The sequence below is a fragment of the Synechococcus sp. R60.1 genome (assembly GCF_047461835.1).
Lineage (GTDB): Bacteria > Cyanobacteriota > Cyanobacteriia > Thermostichales > Thermostichaceae > Thermostichus.
Map to the genome: position 1 here is coordinate 1 of NZ_JANSIA010000082.1, position 13,960 is coordinate 13,960.

Consider the following 13,960-nt stretch of genomic DNA (forward strand, 5'->3'; position numbering starts at 1 on the left):
TTCTATCATAACTTCCGCATTCCTCCCGACACTGACCCTACGGGTACAGTGCGGGGCTCCTGCGATTTCTAGCTGAAGATTTGTCTGAACCAGGTGGCTGGACAAGAGGGTCCAGCTTTCGGGGTATGCTGTGAGAGCGCTGGGCTGGGTATCCCGGCCAGCTTTTTCCTCTGGGCCCTTCTCTACTGGATAACGCCTCCAATGCCCCTTGCTACTGCGCAACGCTGTCGCGAACAGGATTCTGTACCGTTGGCTTTGTTGAGTGTATCCGACAAAACCGGACTGATCCCGCTGGCCCAGTCCCTCGTGCAAGAGCATGGCTTTCAACTGCTCAGCAGTGGGGGAACCGCCAAGGCGCTCTCAGAAGCTGGGATCCCGGTCACCCCTGTCTCTGCCCACACTGGCGCGCCGGAAATCTTGGGGGGAAGGGTGAAGACGCTGCACCCCCGCATCCACGGCGGCATTTTGGCCCGCCTGGAATGCAGCGAAGACCGGGCAGACCTAGAGGCGCTGGGGATCCCTCCCATCCAACTGGTGGTGGTCAACTTCTACCCTTTTGAACAGACAGTGGCCCAGGCAGGAGTGTCTCTGGAGGAAGCTTTTGAGCAGATCGATATCGGCGGGCCCACTTTGGCGCGGGCGGCAGCCAAAAATTATCCCTACGTTACGGTGCTGACGGATCCCAGCCAGTACCCCCAGTATTTGCAACTGCTCTCCGGGGCCTATGGGGAAACAGAGCGGCTGGCGTTTCGCTTCCAGTGTGCTCGTCGGGCCTTTGAGCAGGTGCTGGCCTACGACCGTGCCATCGTCAATTACCTGGCCCGGCCAGGGTTGTGTCCGGATCCCCCCTCAGGAGAGAAGAGAGAAAAGAGAAAAGAGGAGAGAGCCTCGCTTCTCACTTCTCCCTTCTCACTTCTCCCTTCTCACTCCTCTCCTTCCTCCGCAACGCTGACGCAACCAGGTGGGTTTCAACTGCAAGGGATCCCTTGGCGAACCTTGCGCTATGGGGAAAATCCCCATCAAGCTGCCACTTGGTATGTGACGGATCCGGCTGCCCCCGGCTGGCACCGGGCTAAGCAGTTGCAGGGGAAGGAGCTGAGCTACAACAACCTGCTGGATCTGGAGGCGGCCCGTGCCCTGGCGGCAGAGTTAACCTTGTTACTCCGCAATGCTGATGCGACGCGGCCCACTGACGGGAAGGGCTCTGTGTCTTCTGGCTCTGCTCGGAGGGAGTTCTTGCAACCTGAACAAGCGGTGGCGGTGGTGGTTAAGCACAACAACCCCTGCGGGGTGGCCATTCGCCCATCGCCGGCTGCCGCCCTCGAGGCTGCCCTGGCTGCTGATCCAGTTTCGGCCTTTGGGGGCATCGTCGCCCTCAACCAACCCTTGGACGCAGAGACCGCCCGACGGCTGGTGGAGCCTTTTTTGGAGTGTGTGGTGGCTCCCGATTGCACTCCAGAAGCGGCTGAGCTACTGTCGGCCAAAAAGAACTTGCGGGTCTTGATCTTGCCGGACTTGTGTGTGGGGCCTGCCCAAACAATCCGCACCCTGGCCGGGGGCTTTCTGGTGCAAGACGCCGATTCACCTGTTGCTCTGCAACGCTGTCGCGACCAGGAACCGACGCAAACCGACAGCCCCCCTTCTTGGCAAGTGGTCACCCAGCGCCAGCCCACACCGGAGGAGTGGGCGGATCTGGAATTTGCCTGGATAGTCTGCAAACATGTGAAATCCAACGCCATTGTCGTCGCCAAGCAGAGGCAGACGCTCGGCGTCGGAGCCGGACAAATGAATCGGGTGGGAGCAGCGGAGATCGCTCTCCAGCAGGCGGGATCCCAAGCAGCAGGAGCTGTTTTGGCCAGCGATGGCTTCTTCCCCTTTGCCGACAGCGTGGAGATGGCTGCCCGAGCCGGGATCTGCGCCATCATCCAGCCGGGAGGGAGTATTCGGGATGCCGATTCCATTGCTGCTGCCAACGCTGCCGGTATCGCCATGGTTTGCACCGGCATACGTCACTTTCTGCACTGACTTCGAGATACTGCCCCTGTCCCCGACCCCTCTCCTGGAGGGAGAAGGAAGCTAGAAATCCTGCCGACAGGCGGTTTTGTGCTTCTAGGAGAGTGGCTGGGTCTTGTGGCTATTTGGAATCGACGTCTGGACGTACAGTGCTCTGCACCGCTGTCTCTATGCGGACGGCTCAGGGCAAACCCCAAGCTCTGGCCCGCTCTGCCAGCCAGCCCTCAGCGCGCAGGTTTTCCAGCTCGCGGCGCACCCGCAGCCGCAATTCGGCGTGCTGCAGCCCCTTGGGCATGGCAATGCCCAGCCACACCGTTGCCAAGGGGGATCCCAGAAATTGAAACTGTTGCTCCGCAGCGCTTTCGCGACGGGGATGCTCTGCTAGCCACCCTGCCAGCACCGAGCGATCTGCTGCCCACCCCTGCACCGCCCCTTTCAGGAGCAGTTCCGCCCCTTCTCGGTAGGAATCGACAGGCACCAACTCCACCCCTGGCAGGTATCGATTCAGCAGGGGAATGGCGCTGGAACCGCGCAAGACTGCAACGCGACCGCCCCGCAAGTCCGACCAGCTTTCCCAGTTGTGGGAACGAGCCACAACCAAGCTGGGGCCATCCTGATAGTAAGCAGAAGTGAACTCCACCTGGCGCGCCCGATCCGGGGTAATGCCGATCTGAGCAATGGCCAAATCCACCTGGCCGTCAGCCAGCACCTGCAGCCGCTCTACATTCGAGACCGGCACCAACTCCACAGCCTCTGCCGAGCCCAACAGCCGGGATCCCAGCTCACAAGCCAGCTCGATCTCAAACCCCTGCAGATCCCCTTGGGGAGTGCGAAACCCCAGCGGCCTCAAGTTGTCTTTTACGGCAACGCGCAGCCGTCCAGAATCCACAATCTCCGGCCAAGGACGAGCCACAGTAGGGATCCCTCTCCCCAGGCAGGCGAGGGCCAGAATGGCTGCCAGGAAGGACTTCTGGATAGCCGTCGGAACTTCCTCAGGAGGCGCGAGACTGGCGCGCTGCCTCCACCACCTGGGTAAAGGCCTCTGGATCCAGGAAAGCCAAGCGGGCCAACATTTTGCGGTTGAGCTGGATATTGGCTTTTTTGAGACCATCGATGAACTCGTGGTAACGCAGGCCCTGGGCACGGGTGGCCGCGTTGATGCGGGTAATCCATAGGCGACGAAAATCCCGCTTCTTGCGGCGGCGATCCCGGTAGGCGCTGCGCAAAGCCTTCATCACCTGCTGGTTGGCGGTGCGGAACAGCTTTGAACCAGCTCCCCGAAAGCCTTTGGCCAGCTTGAGGATCTTTTTGCGGCGCTTGCGGGCGACATTGCCCCGTTTGACTCTCATGGCAGTAACTCAATAGGAACTTGAACAAACTCAAACTGAAGGGTAGAAGCACTCCGTCCTGCTAACGGGATCGGAACTGCTGTCGCCAATGCCAGCCCCTGAAATCTTCTTGCCGGCGCGAGCGGGATCCCGGCTAGTGGGTGTTGGGCAACATCAGGCGCACATTGACCACATCCCGCTTGTCCACCAGGGCCACACCGGCCAATTTGCGTTTGCGCTTGCTGGTTTTGTGCTCCAGCAAGTGGTTGTGCCCGGCCCTGCGACGCATAAACTTGCCGCTGCCGGTCAGGCGGAAGCGCTTGGCTGCTGCCTTGCGGGTTTTGATTTTGGGCATGATGACAACCCCAGAATACGCGGGGCCAGAGCTAAAGGTCACAGCTTTCTAGGATAAGCCATAGAAGAACAAGAGGGCAAATGCCAAGGTTCGTCCCGCTGAGGCAAATGACAGCAGTCGAGAAACTCTCAGGAGATTGAGTTTTGAGGCTCCAGCAGCAGCACTTGCCAGCGCAGCAAGCGTTGCAGTTGCTCAAAGCTCAGGGGGCACTCTAGGCCAGCCTGGATCTCTTGGACGGTGCGGATCCCGTCCACCTGTTGGAGAAAGGCGAAGGCTTCTTCGCTCAGGGAGATGGCTTCGTAAGCATAGTTGAAAATGCTCCGCCCCGGCCACAGGCCCAGACAGGGGCTGAGGTGGGCAATGGCTGATGCTACACTTTCCGGGCTTGTCCATTCCCAGCAGCGGATGGGGGGCTTGCCGAGAAACAGCTCGTAGTGGGCCACCACCGGATCCAGCAGCTCGATCAGGCGATAGCGTTCCGGTTCCGGCAGCTGAGCCGCCTGAGCCAGCAGGGCCTCGTCCTGGCCCAACACCCGCTCCAGCCGCCAAAACTCCGGGTTGGAAAAGCGCAGAAACTGCAGTCCAGAAGCCCGGATTAATTCAAACAGAGTCTCGATGGTGTAGTCCACTTCCTGGGGGTGCAGGTACATATCGGCGAAGCATTCGTCGTCCACGTTCTCGATGGCCCAGCGGGCCCGTTCTTGCTGCTGGATGCGGTTGGTTTCCGGCAAGATCTCGAAAAGGCGGCGGCCCACCTGGAGACCCCTCTGCAATTGCTCCGCCGAGGCAAGGGTCTGGTGTTCAGAACCCGTTACCAGCAGGCGGATGGCCTTTTGCATGAGGCGGATTTCGTGGCGGCCCAGCTCGCCGTATACAAACAGGTGCAGGATCCCGCCGGGAGCCAATTTGCCGGCCAAAGCCTGCAGCCCCGCCACGGGATCGGGCAGGTGGTGGAGCATGCCCACGCAGTTGATGAAGTCAAACTGCCCCGGCAGTTGGTCGATGTCGTAGACGTTGAGCTGGCGAAACTGCACCGGCGGTGCCTGGGAAGCCCGACAACGGGCCTCGGCAATCTCCAGGGCGCGGCTGCTCAGATCAAAGGCCCAAATTTCTGCGTTGGGGTTTTGGTGGGCAATGTATTCTGTTCCCACTCCCGAGCCACAGCCCGCATCCAGAATGCGCACCTTGCGCCGACCCGGATGGGATCCCGTACAAAAGGCATGGGCCTGGGGCCAGCTCCAGCGCCAATTCCACCCTGGCGGGGGAACAGTGCTGACGGGCTGCGGGGGGAAAGGGTAGAGCTCGTAGAGCTGCCGCACTTGGTTGAGGATTTGTTCGGCGCTGGGGGAGTTGGGCTGCATGGACTATCTGTTGGAGCCAGCAAGACTATAGTGACAATATCCCCCTCCCAAATCCTGCTGAGCCTACTGTTATGAAAGTGCTTCGCACTGCCAGCGCAAAAACTTCTTCTCATCCTCTGCAAACTGGCCTCACCTTCGACTGGATCAGGCTGACGGCTGAGCTCAAAAAGATTCTGGATCCCCAGCGGGTGATCAGCAAGCCGGAGGAGCTGCTGGTTTACGAATGCGATGGGCTGGTCAGCTACCGGCAAAGGCCGGCGCTGGTGGTGCTGCCCCGCACAACAGAAGAGGTGGCGCAGGTGGTGAAGCTGTGCAGCCGCTACGGGGTGCCTTTTGTGGCGCGGGGATCCGGTACGGGCCTCTCAGGGGGAGCCCTGCCGGTGGAAAATAGCGTCGTCATCGCCACCACCCTGATGAAGCAGATCCTGGAAATCGACCTGGACAACCGCTGCATGGTGGTGCAGCCGGGGGTTATTAACACTTGGATTACCCAGGCCGTGGCCGCCCAAGGCTACTTTTATGCGCCGGATCCCTCTAGCCAGTCGGTTTGCTCCATCGGCGGCAATGTGGCGGAGAACTCCGGCGGTGTTCACTGCCTCAAATACGGGGTGACGGCCAACCACATTCTCGGCCTGACGGTGGTGCTGCCGGATGGGGAGGTGGTGCGCTGGGGGGGTAAGCTCCCGGAGATGCCCGGCTACGATTGGGTGGGCCTGTTTGTGGGATCCGAGGGCACCCTGGGCATTGCCACCGAGATTACCCTGCGCTTGGTCAAGGCCCCGGCTCAAGTGCAGGTTTTGCTGGCAGACTTTGACAGTGTGGAAGCGGCGGGATCCACCGTCTCCGACATCATTGCTGCCGGGATCATCCCCGCCGGCCTGGAGATTATGGACAACTTCAGCATCAATGCCGTGGAGGATGTGGTGCAGTTGGGCTACTATCCGCGGGATGCGGCGGCCATTTTGTTGGTGGAGGTGGATGGGCTGGAACTGGAGGTGGAAGAAGCCAGCCAACAGGTGAGGGCGCTGTGCTTCAAAAATGGGGCGCGACAGGTGCAAGTCGCATCCGACCCGGAAGAGCGGGCGCGGGTGTGGAAAGGACGTAAGGCAGCATTTGCCGCCATGGGCAAGCTCAGCCCCAACTACTATGTTCAGGATGGGGTGATCCCCCGCAGCCAGCTAGCCTTTGTCTTGAAGGAAATCGAGCGCCTCAGCCGTGAGTACGGTTATCCGGTGGCCAATGTGTTTCACGCTGGCGACGGCAATCTGCACCCCTTGATCCTCTACGACGAGTCGGTGCCGGGATCCCTGGAGCAGGTGGAGAAACTGGGGGGCGAGATCCTTAAGCTCTGCGTGCGCTTGGGGGGCAGCATCTCCGGCGAACATGGCATCGGGGCAGACAAACGCTGCTACATGCCGGAAATGTTTACGCCTGCGGATCTGGAGAGCATGCAATGGGTGCGGCAGGTGTTCGACCCCCAGCACATCGCCAACCCCGGCAAGATCTTTCCCACCCCCCGCACCTGCGGTGAGTCAGCCCACGCCCACAGCCAACCAGAATGGCAAGGGATCCCAGTCTTTTGATTTTGAAAGTTTGAAGGTGCTCCGAACCGCTGGCGTGATGGGAATAGCCCTCAGGCTGGGATCAGCCGGCTTGGCGTTGCTGCTGCAGCTCGGCAAAGGCTCGACAGAAGTCTTCCTGTTGGATGACCAGGGTTTTGGCATCCACCGTCTCGGAAGTGGCGCGGTGGCGGCGGATGGCGGCAATGGCGGCGCGGTTGCTGAGCAGGGCCAGGTCGGCACCACTCCAACCTTCGGTCTGCTCGGCCCACCCCTGTAAGTCCACATCAGGCCCCAGGGGACGCTTGCGGTTGTGAACGGCCAAAATTTCCCGTCGCCCGCTGCGATCCGGCAGCTCCACGCTCAGGTGCAGCTCCAGCCTGCCGGCCCGGGTGAGGGCGGGATCCAAACTGGCTTTGCGGTTGGTGGCGGCCACCACCAACACCCCCTGGCTGGGGCGGATCCCGTCCAGCTCTGCCAGCAGCTGCCCCAGAACGCGGTCGCTGACCCCACTATCCCCGGAGTAGCTTCCCCGCGCCGGGGCGAGGGTGTCGATCTCGTCGATGAAGATGACACAGGGGGCGCATTGGCGGGCGCGGGCAAAAAGTTCCCGTACCGCCTGCTCGGAGGATCCCACCCATTTGCTCAAGAGCTCCGGGCCGGAGACGGCAATGAAGTTAGCCTTGGCCTGGGAAGCGATGGCTTTGGCCAACAGGGTTTTGCCAGTGCCAGGGGGGCCGCTGAGGAGGATGCCCTTAGGCGCTTGGGCCTGAGCCTGCTCGTACAACTCAGGGTGCAGCAGGGATCCCTCGATGGCCTCTTGCAAAATCTGCTTGGCGTGCTCCAGGCCGCCAATTTGATCCCAGCTCACCTGCGGGGATTCAATCTCCACCGAGCGCAGCACCGCCGGCTTCACCTGTTGCAGAGCCTGTTGAAAATCCGCTGCGGTTACCGTCAGGGACTCGGGGATGGGGGATCCCAAATCGGGCACCTGCCGCCGCAAAGCCGCATAGGCTGCTGCCTGGCACAGGCCCCGCAGATCTGCCCCCACAAAGCCCAGCGTCTGATCCGCCAGGCTGTCCAGATCCACATCCTCCGCCAAGGGCATGCCGCGGGTGTGGATGGCCAGGATCTCCCGCCGCCCCTCCCGGTCCGGCACCTTGAAGATCACCTCCCGATCAAAGCGCCCCGGTCGCCGCAGAGCCGGATCCAGAGCCTCGGGCCGGTTGGTGGCTGCCAGCACCACGATCCCCTTTTGGGCCACAAACCCGTCCATCAGCCCCAGCATCTGGGCCACCAGGCGTTTTTCCACCTCCCCCTCGACAGTGGCGCGGTTGGGCACTAGGGCATCGATTTCGTCAATAAACACCAGACAGGGAGCCGATTTGGCTGCCTTTTCAAACAGTTGCCGCAGGCGCGCCTCCGCCTCGCCGTAGTACTTGCCGATCAGTTCCGGGCCGACAATGGCGATGTAGTTCACCCCCAGGCTCTCGGCCAGGGCGCGGGCCGTCAGGGTTTTGCCGGTGCCGGGGGGGCCTACCAACAACACGCCGCGGGGCGGATCCAACCCCAGCTTGGCCAGCAGATCGGGCCGCTTGAGGGGGATCTCCACCATCTCCCGCAGCGCTTGGAGCTGTTCCCTCAGTCCCCCCACATCCTTGAGGCGTGGCCCAGCCCAAGACTCTGGGCGGTCGGCAGAAGTTGCTGGCGGGTCGGGCACAGCGGCCTTGGACGGTTCCTGGAAGCGAACCGCAGACATCACTTGGGGCTCGCTGCTCCAGGGGGGATCCCCCGTTTGGGCAGGGCTGCGGCGGCGGGGGATGGAGCCGGAAGGGGGAATAGAACTGCCCAGAGGACGGGCCTGGATGCGGACTTCGGTTCGCAGCTCTCCACTTTGCTTTTTCTCGTCCAGCTTCTGAGCCAGCTCGATCAACTGCTCAATGCCCTGTACAAAGTCACTTAAATTGGCCATAGCCGGGATTTTCCATCCACACAAGTTATCTGCAAATTGACCCGCCAGAGGTGCTAACTCATCCCCTGCCTGGCCAGCTCAGGTGAGGAGAGTTCCACGGCTAGATGCTCAGTATGATACCCTTCACTGCGGCTGCCGTCGGTGTTGGGCAAGGAGAATCTGCTCTCGGATCCAGCCCAGCCAGGGCTCCAGCCCGTCACCCGTCTTGGCAGAAAGACAAAAAATCGGCACAGAAGGGTTGATCTCGCGGATATTGGCCTGGATCCGATCCAAATCCACCTCCAACACAGGAACCAGATCCACTTTGGTGATCAGCAGACAATCCGCCTCTCGAAACATGATTGGGTACTTGAGAGGCTTGTCTTCCCCTTCTGTGACGCTGAGCAGTGCTACCTTGGCGTGTTCCCCCACCTCAAACTCCGCCGGGCAGACCAAGTTGCCGACATTTTCCACCAGCAGCAAATCCAGTTGTTGGGGATCCAGCAGTGCTTCCAATTGCTGCAAGCCCCCGGCCACCATGGCCGCATCCAAATGACAGGCCCGCCCCGTGTTGATGGCAATCACCGGGATCCCGTAGCGACGCAACCGCTCCGCGTCCAGTTGGGTCGTCATGTCTCCCTCGATCACCGCCAGGCGCAGCGAGCCGGCAAGAGCGACCACGGTTTTCTCCAGCAAAGACGTCTTACCCGCCCCCGGCGCGCTCATGAGGTTCAGACAGGTTACTCCCCAGGCATCAAAATGCTCCCGGTTGTGGTCGGCCTGGTGTTGATTGGCGTGGAGCAGGTTAATCCCCAGATCCAAGACTTGGTGCATGGCACAACCCGTGTTGCGGTTGAGGAGAAAACGCTCTAGCTGCGGAAAGAGCTGGATTCGGCCACCGTAGGGGTGGGAGAAGGGCCGACGGAGAGTTTACGCACCTCGGAGCAGAAAGAAGCCATGCTGAAGCCACCGAACCGCTTGACAGTGCTGGCCCGCAGGCGCAAGTTGGGGCTGGCAAACCAAATGCGCTCTTCCGACTCAGTCATCTCATACTGGGTGTAAAGGGTAAGGGCGCCATCGGATCCCATGACATAGGTACCGGCCACCGGTACTTTCTCAGCGTAGCCCTGATCCCGCAGCAACTGCCCGCGCATGGGATCGGTCTCATCGGGGATAGGTACCAGCACCACGTCTCCCTTGTACTCTTCGTTGTCCCACTCCTGCTCGCCATCCCACCGCACCCGCGCTGCTCCCACAGCTCGTCGGGGATCCACCCTGAACAACTCGCAAACCCGGATGACTGCTGGATCGGTTGCCGCAAGGGTGGCAATTTGTAGCCGCGACCTCCCACCCTCAGAGCGGCGAAAAGCCAAGTGATGGCTGGTGCGTTGGCACATCCACTCCCCAGCACTGAGGGCAAAAAACTCCATTACGGTCATCATGGCCGACGCGGATCCTCATCGATGGAACAGGGTTTGCCGATCTTAGCTTGCAGGGCAACTCAACGATTTAGCTAACGGTGGTGCGGGGGCAATCAGTCCTGCGCTCTACCCGCAGGGTGAGCACCGGGATACAGGGATCCCCGCCATACCTCTGAGCGAAATCTGTAGTAAAACCTACTTATGCTGGTGTAACCTACAAGCACCGGATTGATCCAGATGCCTCCCAACAAGCCGCTCGCGTCAGCGGGACGGAGGCCTTGCTGTTGGCGTGGCTGGAGATTGGCCGGGACGTATACAACTACACTTTGCCGGAAATCAACGAGTGGATAGCATCTTGCTCTTGGCCGGTGGACAGGGGTTCCTGGGTGCAGGAGTCCATCCTGTCTGCCGATGCACCGTTCCCTGGGATTAGACTTGTTTTGCGAGCTGGCAGTAGCCAGGGAGGCTGGGGAAGGGAAACTGCCTGTTCAGTCGGTCTGTCGGGGGTTGTAGACCCAGACAAGTGGCGTGGGGCAGGAATGCCCGACCGCGAGGTAAGGACTCCGTCCTGCTGACGGGAAGGGTGGCCCCCGCTCTGTCCACAGGACGAGCGCCGGGAGGATGTCACCATACTCCCCTGCCCAAAGGCAGAGGATTCTGGCTCTTGGTTCCAAGACAGCACTTGCCGTATCGGGTTGCCCCTTTACGACAGCGGTGCCCATCTCCCCAAGCGGGGCAGTTCCCTTCTGCCCTAAGTACCGTTGAAGAGAAAGGGCAAAACCTATTCAGGTTGCTTGCGTAGTCGCCGGACTACCGGGTTTTTTAAGTGGTTGACTACTCTACTACTGGTCTAGAGTACAGCACAAAAGCTGCCGTGAACGGCAGGGCTTTAGACCCAATTCTTTGGTAAAACAATTGCCAATAAAATGCCAATAAAAGGCTACCCGCTTGCTCGCCTTGCAGGGGCCAACTCAAGCGCTAGACCAAGAGAGCCAAGGTTTTTTTAACTCAGCACAGGTGTCTTTGGGGCAAGGGATCCATCCGACAAGCGCCAACCGACTGCCAGTTGTTTCTAACTGACGGCCACGGGCGACTTAGCGGCAGCAGCAGCGCGATTTTCCTCTTCCTCAGGAGGGACAACGGCAAACTCGATGTGGTTGAGCAGGGTGGTCACGAAGGCGAAGAGCAGGAAAGGCAGGGAGATCACCAAAATCAGAGCAATGGTGAGAAAAGCGTAGAGGGGGCTATTCATCAGGGAGAGGGCAGCGGCCAAGCTGGCAAAGATGACAATCAGCCAAACGATGATCTGGCCGTAGATATCTCCAAAGGAGAGGGTACAGGTGAAGCGGTAGCGGGTGTGAGTGTTCATGGCAGTTCCTCTGGATAGCCTGGATGGTTTGATCCTAAGGGCAGATCAAGCCTCAGCCTGAGAAATATGTCGAGATTTTAGACGAGAGACGAGGAGATGCCTCTCTTTGCTAAGAAATATCTCAAGAATCGGCTGAGAAAGAGGGGATCCGCCGTCTGGAAGGAGGCAGGATGCTACCCTCAAGATTGGGAACCGTTTCTTGCAGGCAGCAGCCATGTGTATTTGTATTCACTGCTACTACGTGGATCGCTGTACCACCTACCATGCCGTAGAAGCGCAGCATCAGCAACCTCATCTCACACTGACGCCGGATTTTGAGCCGCAGGGCCCCCAGATCAATGTCAATATCCGCAATGGGGGCACCGAGATGGAATGGGATGTGGTGGGCTGCCAGAGCTTTCGCGAGGAACGGAACAAATGGGCGCGACTTCGTCCCTATGAGGCGGTTCCCACGTAAGATCCAAGAGCGGCCTGGATTTCCAGGGAGTTTCTTGCCCGGCCAGGTTAGAACTCTTCAGTTTGGCAGTTCGGCTCTCCCAGTCTGAGAGGTTTGATGGGGGCTGGAGAGGTTTTTGTCGAGTTTCGAGAGATTGGAAGACTATGATGCTGGCCTCAAGCCCTACAGCGCTGCCAGTGGATGCCCGTCAACAGGTGAGCCAATTCATGCAGCGCCTACAAGATGACATCTGTGCCCGTCTGGAGGCCCTAGACGGAAAAGCCAAGTTTCGGGAAGACCGTTGGGAACGCCCTGGAGGAGGGGGTGGGCGCTCGCGGGTCATTCAGCAGGGAGACGTGTTTGAGCAGGGGGGAGTCAATTTTTCCGAGGTGTTCGGATCCCATCTGCCCCCTTCGATTCTGAAACAGCGTCCAGAAGCGGCAGGGCATCCTTTCTACGCCACAGGCACCTCTATGGTGTTGCATCCTCGCAACCCCTATGTGCCGACGGTACACCTGAACTATCGCTATTTCGAGGCGGGGCCGGTTTGGTGGTTTGGGGGCGGGATGGATCTCACCCCCTATTACCTGTTTGAGGAGGATGCGGCCCATTTTCACCGCACCCTCAAGGCAGCCTGTGACCGCTTGGATCCCGTCTACTACCCAGTTTTCAAGATCTGGTGCGATCGCTACTTTTTCCTACCTCATCGCGGCGAGGCGCGCGGCGTTGGCGGCATTTTCTTCGACTATCAGGATGAACGCCCTGGGCTGCTCTATCGGCCTGAAGGCCAGGCGGAAGGGGATCCCGAACAACTGGCTTCTGAGCCACCATCGTTACAGGTGCGGGTGGGATCCCGCAGTTGGGAACATCTTTTCCAGTTGGTGCAAACCTGTGGCGACGCCTTCTTGCCGGCCTATGTGCCGATTGTGGAGCGGCGGCAGGGGATGGAATGGGGGGAGAGAGAACGGCAATTCCAGCTCTATCGTCGCGGGCGCTACGTGGAGTTCAACTTGGTCTATGACCGCGGCACGATCTTTGGACTCCAGACCCAGGGCCGCACCGAGTCGATCTTGATGTCTTTGCCGCCATTGGTGCGCTGGGAATATGGCTACGAGCCCCAGCCGGACACGTGGGAAGCTAAGCTCTACCAGGTGCTCCGCCAGCCCCAGGATTGGGCGTAGGCCGGCCATACCCCGTCTCTGCTTCTGAGGATCCGTGGCGTGTTTTCTCCTTTCCCCCTCACCTACCGCGTTCAGCCCCCCCGACAGGGCGGCTTAGGACCCGCACCTGTGTTGGTGATGCTGCACGGGATCGGCAGCCACGAGGGGGATTTGTTCCAGTTGGCCCCCTATCTGGATCCCCGGTTGGCGGTGATCAGCTTGAGAGCCCCTATTCCTTGGAGTGGAGGCGGGTTTGCCTGGTTTGAAATGGCCTGGACACCGGAAGGGCTGGTGGGGGATCCCCAGCAAGCGCGCAATAGCCTCCAGCTCCTGAGCCGCTTTCTAGAACAGACGCTGCCCAGTGGGATCCCGGGTATTGCCCTGGATCCCAGGCAGGTGTATTTGCTGGGGTTTAGCCAGGGGGCGATCATGAGCCTGTACTTGGCTCTGACCCAGCCGGAGAAGCTGGCGGGGGTGGTGGCAATGAGTGGGCGCCTATCTCCAGAGATCCTGGCCGAGGCGGTGGAGCCGGAGCGGATGAAACACCTGGCCATCCTGGTGGTTCATGGCACTGCTGATGCTGTTTTGCCGATTGCTTTTGGCCGTCAGATCCGGGATTATTTTGCCCCGCTGCCACTGAACTTTACCTATCGCGAGTACGAGATGGGCCATGAAGTTTCCCCGGAGAGCCTGCGGGATATTCAGGTGTGGTTGCAAAACCTGTTGGATAGGAGAGATTCGGAAGTGAAAACCTGAAGAAGTTTGACCCAATTGGGATGACCCTAATTCAGGTGTTGAGCAAGGCTGTGCAGCACTTAGCAAGCTCCTCAATGGCACAGCTCCGGTTCTCGCCATCTTCAGGGTTTCGAGGGGCAAGTGATAGGGATCCCTGCCCCATTCAGTTTTCCGGCTCTCCTTCGGGTTCGGATGTCAGCTAGAAATCGCAGGAGCCCCGCACTGTACCCGTAGGGTCAGTGTCGGGAGGAATGCGGAAGTTACGATAGAAC

The 13,960-nt window shown here is 60.0% G+C and carries 13 protein-coding genes; 5 read left to right on the top strand and 8 right to left on the bottom strand.

The genetic code is table 11. The annotated features are described in order from the left end of the window. The first annotated feature begins 201 nt into the window (after positions 1-201). Positions 202-2,025, top strand: coding sequence for a bifunctional phosphoribosylaminoimidazolecarboxamide formyltransferase/IMP cyclohydrolase (purH, locus tag NW834_RS11035; RefSeq protein ID WP_414418696.1), 1,824 nt, complete (start codon positions 202-204; stop codon positions 2,023-2,025). Between the two features lie 169 nt (positions 2,026-2,194). On the opposite strand, the gene NW834_RS11040 is transcribed toward purH, so the two are convergent. The 4 genes from NW834_RS11040 to NW834_RS11055 form a co-directional block, all read right to left on the bottom strand. Next, entirely contained in the window at positions 2,195-2,926 is a 732-nt protein-coding gene (locus NW834_RS11040; RefSeq protein WP_414418695.1) for a transporter substrate-binding domain-containing protein, read from the bottom strand. A 79-nt stretch (positions 2,927-3,005) separates the two neighbouring features. Continuing rightward, positions 3,006-3,362 (bottom strand): 50S ribosomal protein L20, encoded by a 357-nt coding sequence (gene rplT, locus NW834_RS11045; RefSeq protein WP_011434388.1) that lies wholly within the window; start codon positions 3,360-3,362, stop codon positions 3,006-3,008. A 133-nt stretch (positions 3,363-3,495) separates the two neighbouring features. After that, a complete protein-coding gene (rpmI, locus tag NW834_RS11050; RefSeq protein WP_011434387.1) occupies positions 3,496-3,696 on the bottom strand; it encodes a 50S ribosomal protein L35 in 201 nt (66 codons plus the stop codon). Between the two features lie 128 nt (positions 3,697-3,824). Further along, the gene (locus NW834_RS11055) at positions 3,825-5,057 is read right to left on the bottom strand and encodes a class I SAM-dependent methyltransferase (RefSeq protein WP_414418694.1); all 1,233 of its coding nucleotides are present in this window, start codon (positions 5,055-5,057) and stop codon (positions 3,825-3,827) included. 71 nt (positions 5,058-5,128) lie between these two features. On the opposite strand from NW834_RS11055, the gene glcD reads away from it, so the two are divergent. Continuing rightward, positions 5,129-6,640, top strand: a complete 1,512-nt coding sequence (glcD, locus tag NW834_RS11060; protein WP_414418693.1) for a glycolate oxidase subunit GlcD — start codon at positions 5,129-5,131, stop codon at positions 6,638-6,640. Positions 6,641-6,701: 61 nt separating this feature from the next. Here the strand turns inward: glcD and NW834_RS11065 are convergent, their stop codons facing one another. The 4 genes from NW834_RS11065 to NW834_RS11080 all read right to left on the bottom strand — a co-directional run bounded on the left by NW834_RS11065 (position 6,702) and on the right by NW834_RS11080 (position 11,357). Further along, positions 6,702-8,588: an AAA family ATPase gene (locus NW834_RS11065; RefSeq protein ID WP_011434384.1), complete on the bottom strand. Its 1,887-nt coding sequence runs from the start codon at positions 8,586-8,588 to the stop codon at positions 6,702-6,704. 123 nt (positions 8,589-8,711) lie between these two features. Then, positions 8,712-9,401 carry a hydrogenase nickel incorporation protein HypB gene (gene hypB / locus NW834_RS11070; RefSeq protein WP_414343585.1) on the bottom strand — a complete coding sequence of 230 codons (690 nt, stop codon included), beginning with the start codon at positions 9,399-9,401 and terminating at the stop codon, positions 8,712-8,714. A 35-nt stretch (positions 9,402-9,436) separates the two neighbouring features. Then, the gene (locus NW834_RS11075; protein WP_041436880.1) at positions 9,437-10,009 is read right to left on the bottom strand and encodes a phycobiliprotein lyase; all 573 of its coding nucleotides are present in this window, start codon (positions 10,007-10,009) and stop codon (positions 9,437-9,439) included. A gap of 1,051 nt (positions 10,010-11,060) precedes the next feature. Beyond that, positions 11,061-11,357: a hypothetical protein gene (locus NW834_RS11080; protein WP_011434379.1), complete on the bottom strand. Its 297-nt coding sequence runs from the start codon at positions 11,355-11,357 to the stop codon at positions 11,061-11,063. Positions 11,358-11,571: 214 nt separating this feature from the next. Here NW834_RS11080 and NW834_RS11085 point away from each other — a divergent pair, with 214 nt between their 5' ends. From NW834_RS11085 to NW834_RS11095, 3 genes are all read left to right on the top strand, one after another. Then, the gene (locus NW834_RS11085) at positions 11,572-11,814 is read left to right on the top strand and encodes a Ycf34 family protein (RefSeq protein ID WP_011434378.1); all 243 of its coding nucleotides are present in this window, start codon (positions 11,572-11,574) and stop codon (positions 11,812-11,814) included. 146 nt (positions 11,815-11,960) lie between these two features. After that, entirely contained in the window at positions 11,961-12,974 is a 1,014-nt protein-coding gene (hemF, locus tag NW834_RS11090) for an oxygen-dependent coproporphyrinogen oxidase (protein ID WP_414349961.1), read from the top strand. Between the two features lie 39 nt (positions 12,975-13,013). After that, positions 13,014-13,709: an alpha/beta hydrolase gene (locus NW834_RS11095; protein WP_414419534.1), complete on the top strand. Its 696-nt coding sequence runs from the start codon at positions 13,014-13,016 to the stop codon at positions 13,707-13,709. The last annotated feature ends 251 nt before the right edge of the window (positions 13,710-13,960 follow it).

Coding starts and splice junctions, on each gene's coding strand:
- rpmI (WP_011434387.1), bottom strand. CDS start 3,696: ATGCCCAAAATCAAAACCCGCAAGGCAGCAGCCAAGCGCTTCCGCCTG.
- hemF (WP_414349961.1), top strand. CDS start 11,961: ATGCTGGCCTCAAGCCCTACAGCGCTGCCAGTGGATGCCCGTCAACAG.
- glcD (WP_414418693.1), top strand. CDS start 5,129: ATGAAAGTGCTTCGCACTGCCAGCGCAAAAACTTCTTCTCATCCTCTG.
- NW834_RS11055 (WP_414418694.1), bottom strand. CDS start 5,057: ATGCAGCCCAACTCCCCCAGCGCCGAACAAATCCTCAACCAAGTGCGG.
- NW834_RS11080 (WP_011434379.1), bottom strand. CDS start 11,357: ATGAACACTCACACCCGCTACCGCTTCACCTGTACCCTCTCCTTTGGA.
- NW834_RS11075 (WP_041436880.1), bottom strand. CDS start 10,009: ATGATGACCGTAATGGAGTTTTTTGCCCTCAGTGCTGGGGAGTGGATG.
- hypB (WP_414343585.1), bottom strand. CDS start 9,401: ATGCACCAAGTCTTGGATCTGGGGATTAACCTGCTCCACGCCAATCAA.
- purH (WP_414418696.1), top strand. CDS start 202: ATGCCCCTTGCTACTGCGCAACGCTGTCGCGAACAGGATTCTGTACCG.
- rplT (WP_011434388.1), bottom strand. CDS start 3,362: ATGAGAGTCAAACGGGGCAATGTCGCCCGCAAGCGCCGCAAAAAGATC.
- NW834_RS11065 (WP_011434384.1), bottom strand. CDS start 8,588: ATGGCCAATTTAAGTGACTTTGTACAGGGCATTGAGCAGTTGATCGAG.
- NW834_RS11085 (WP_011434378.1), top strand. CDS start 11,572: ATGTGTATTTGTATTCACTGCTACTACGTGGATCGCTGTACCACCTAC.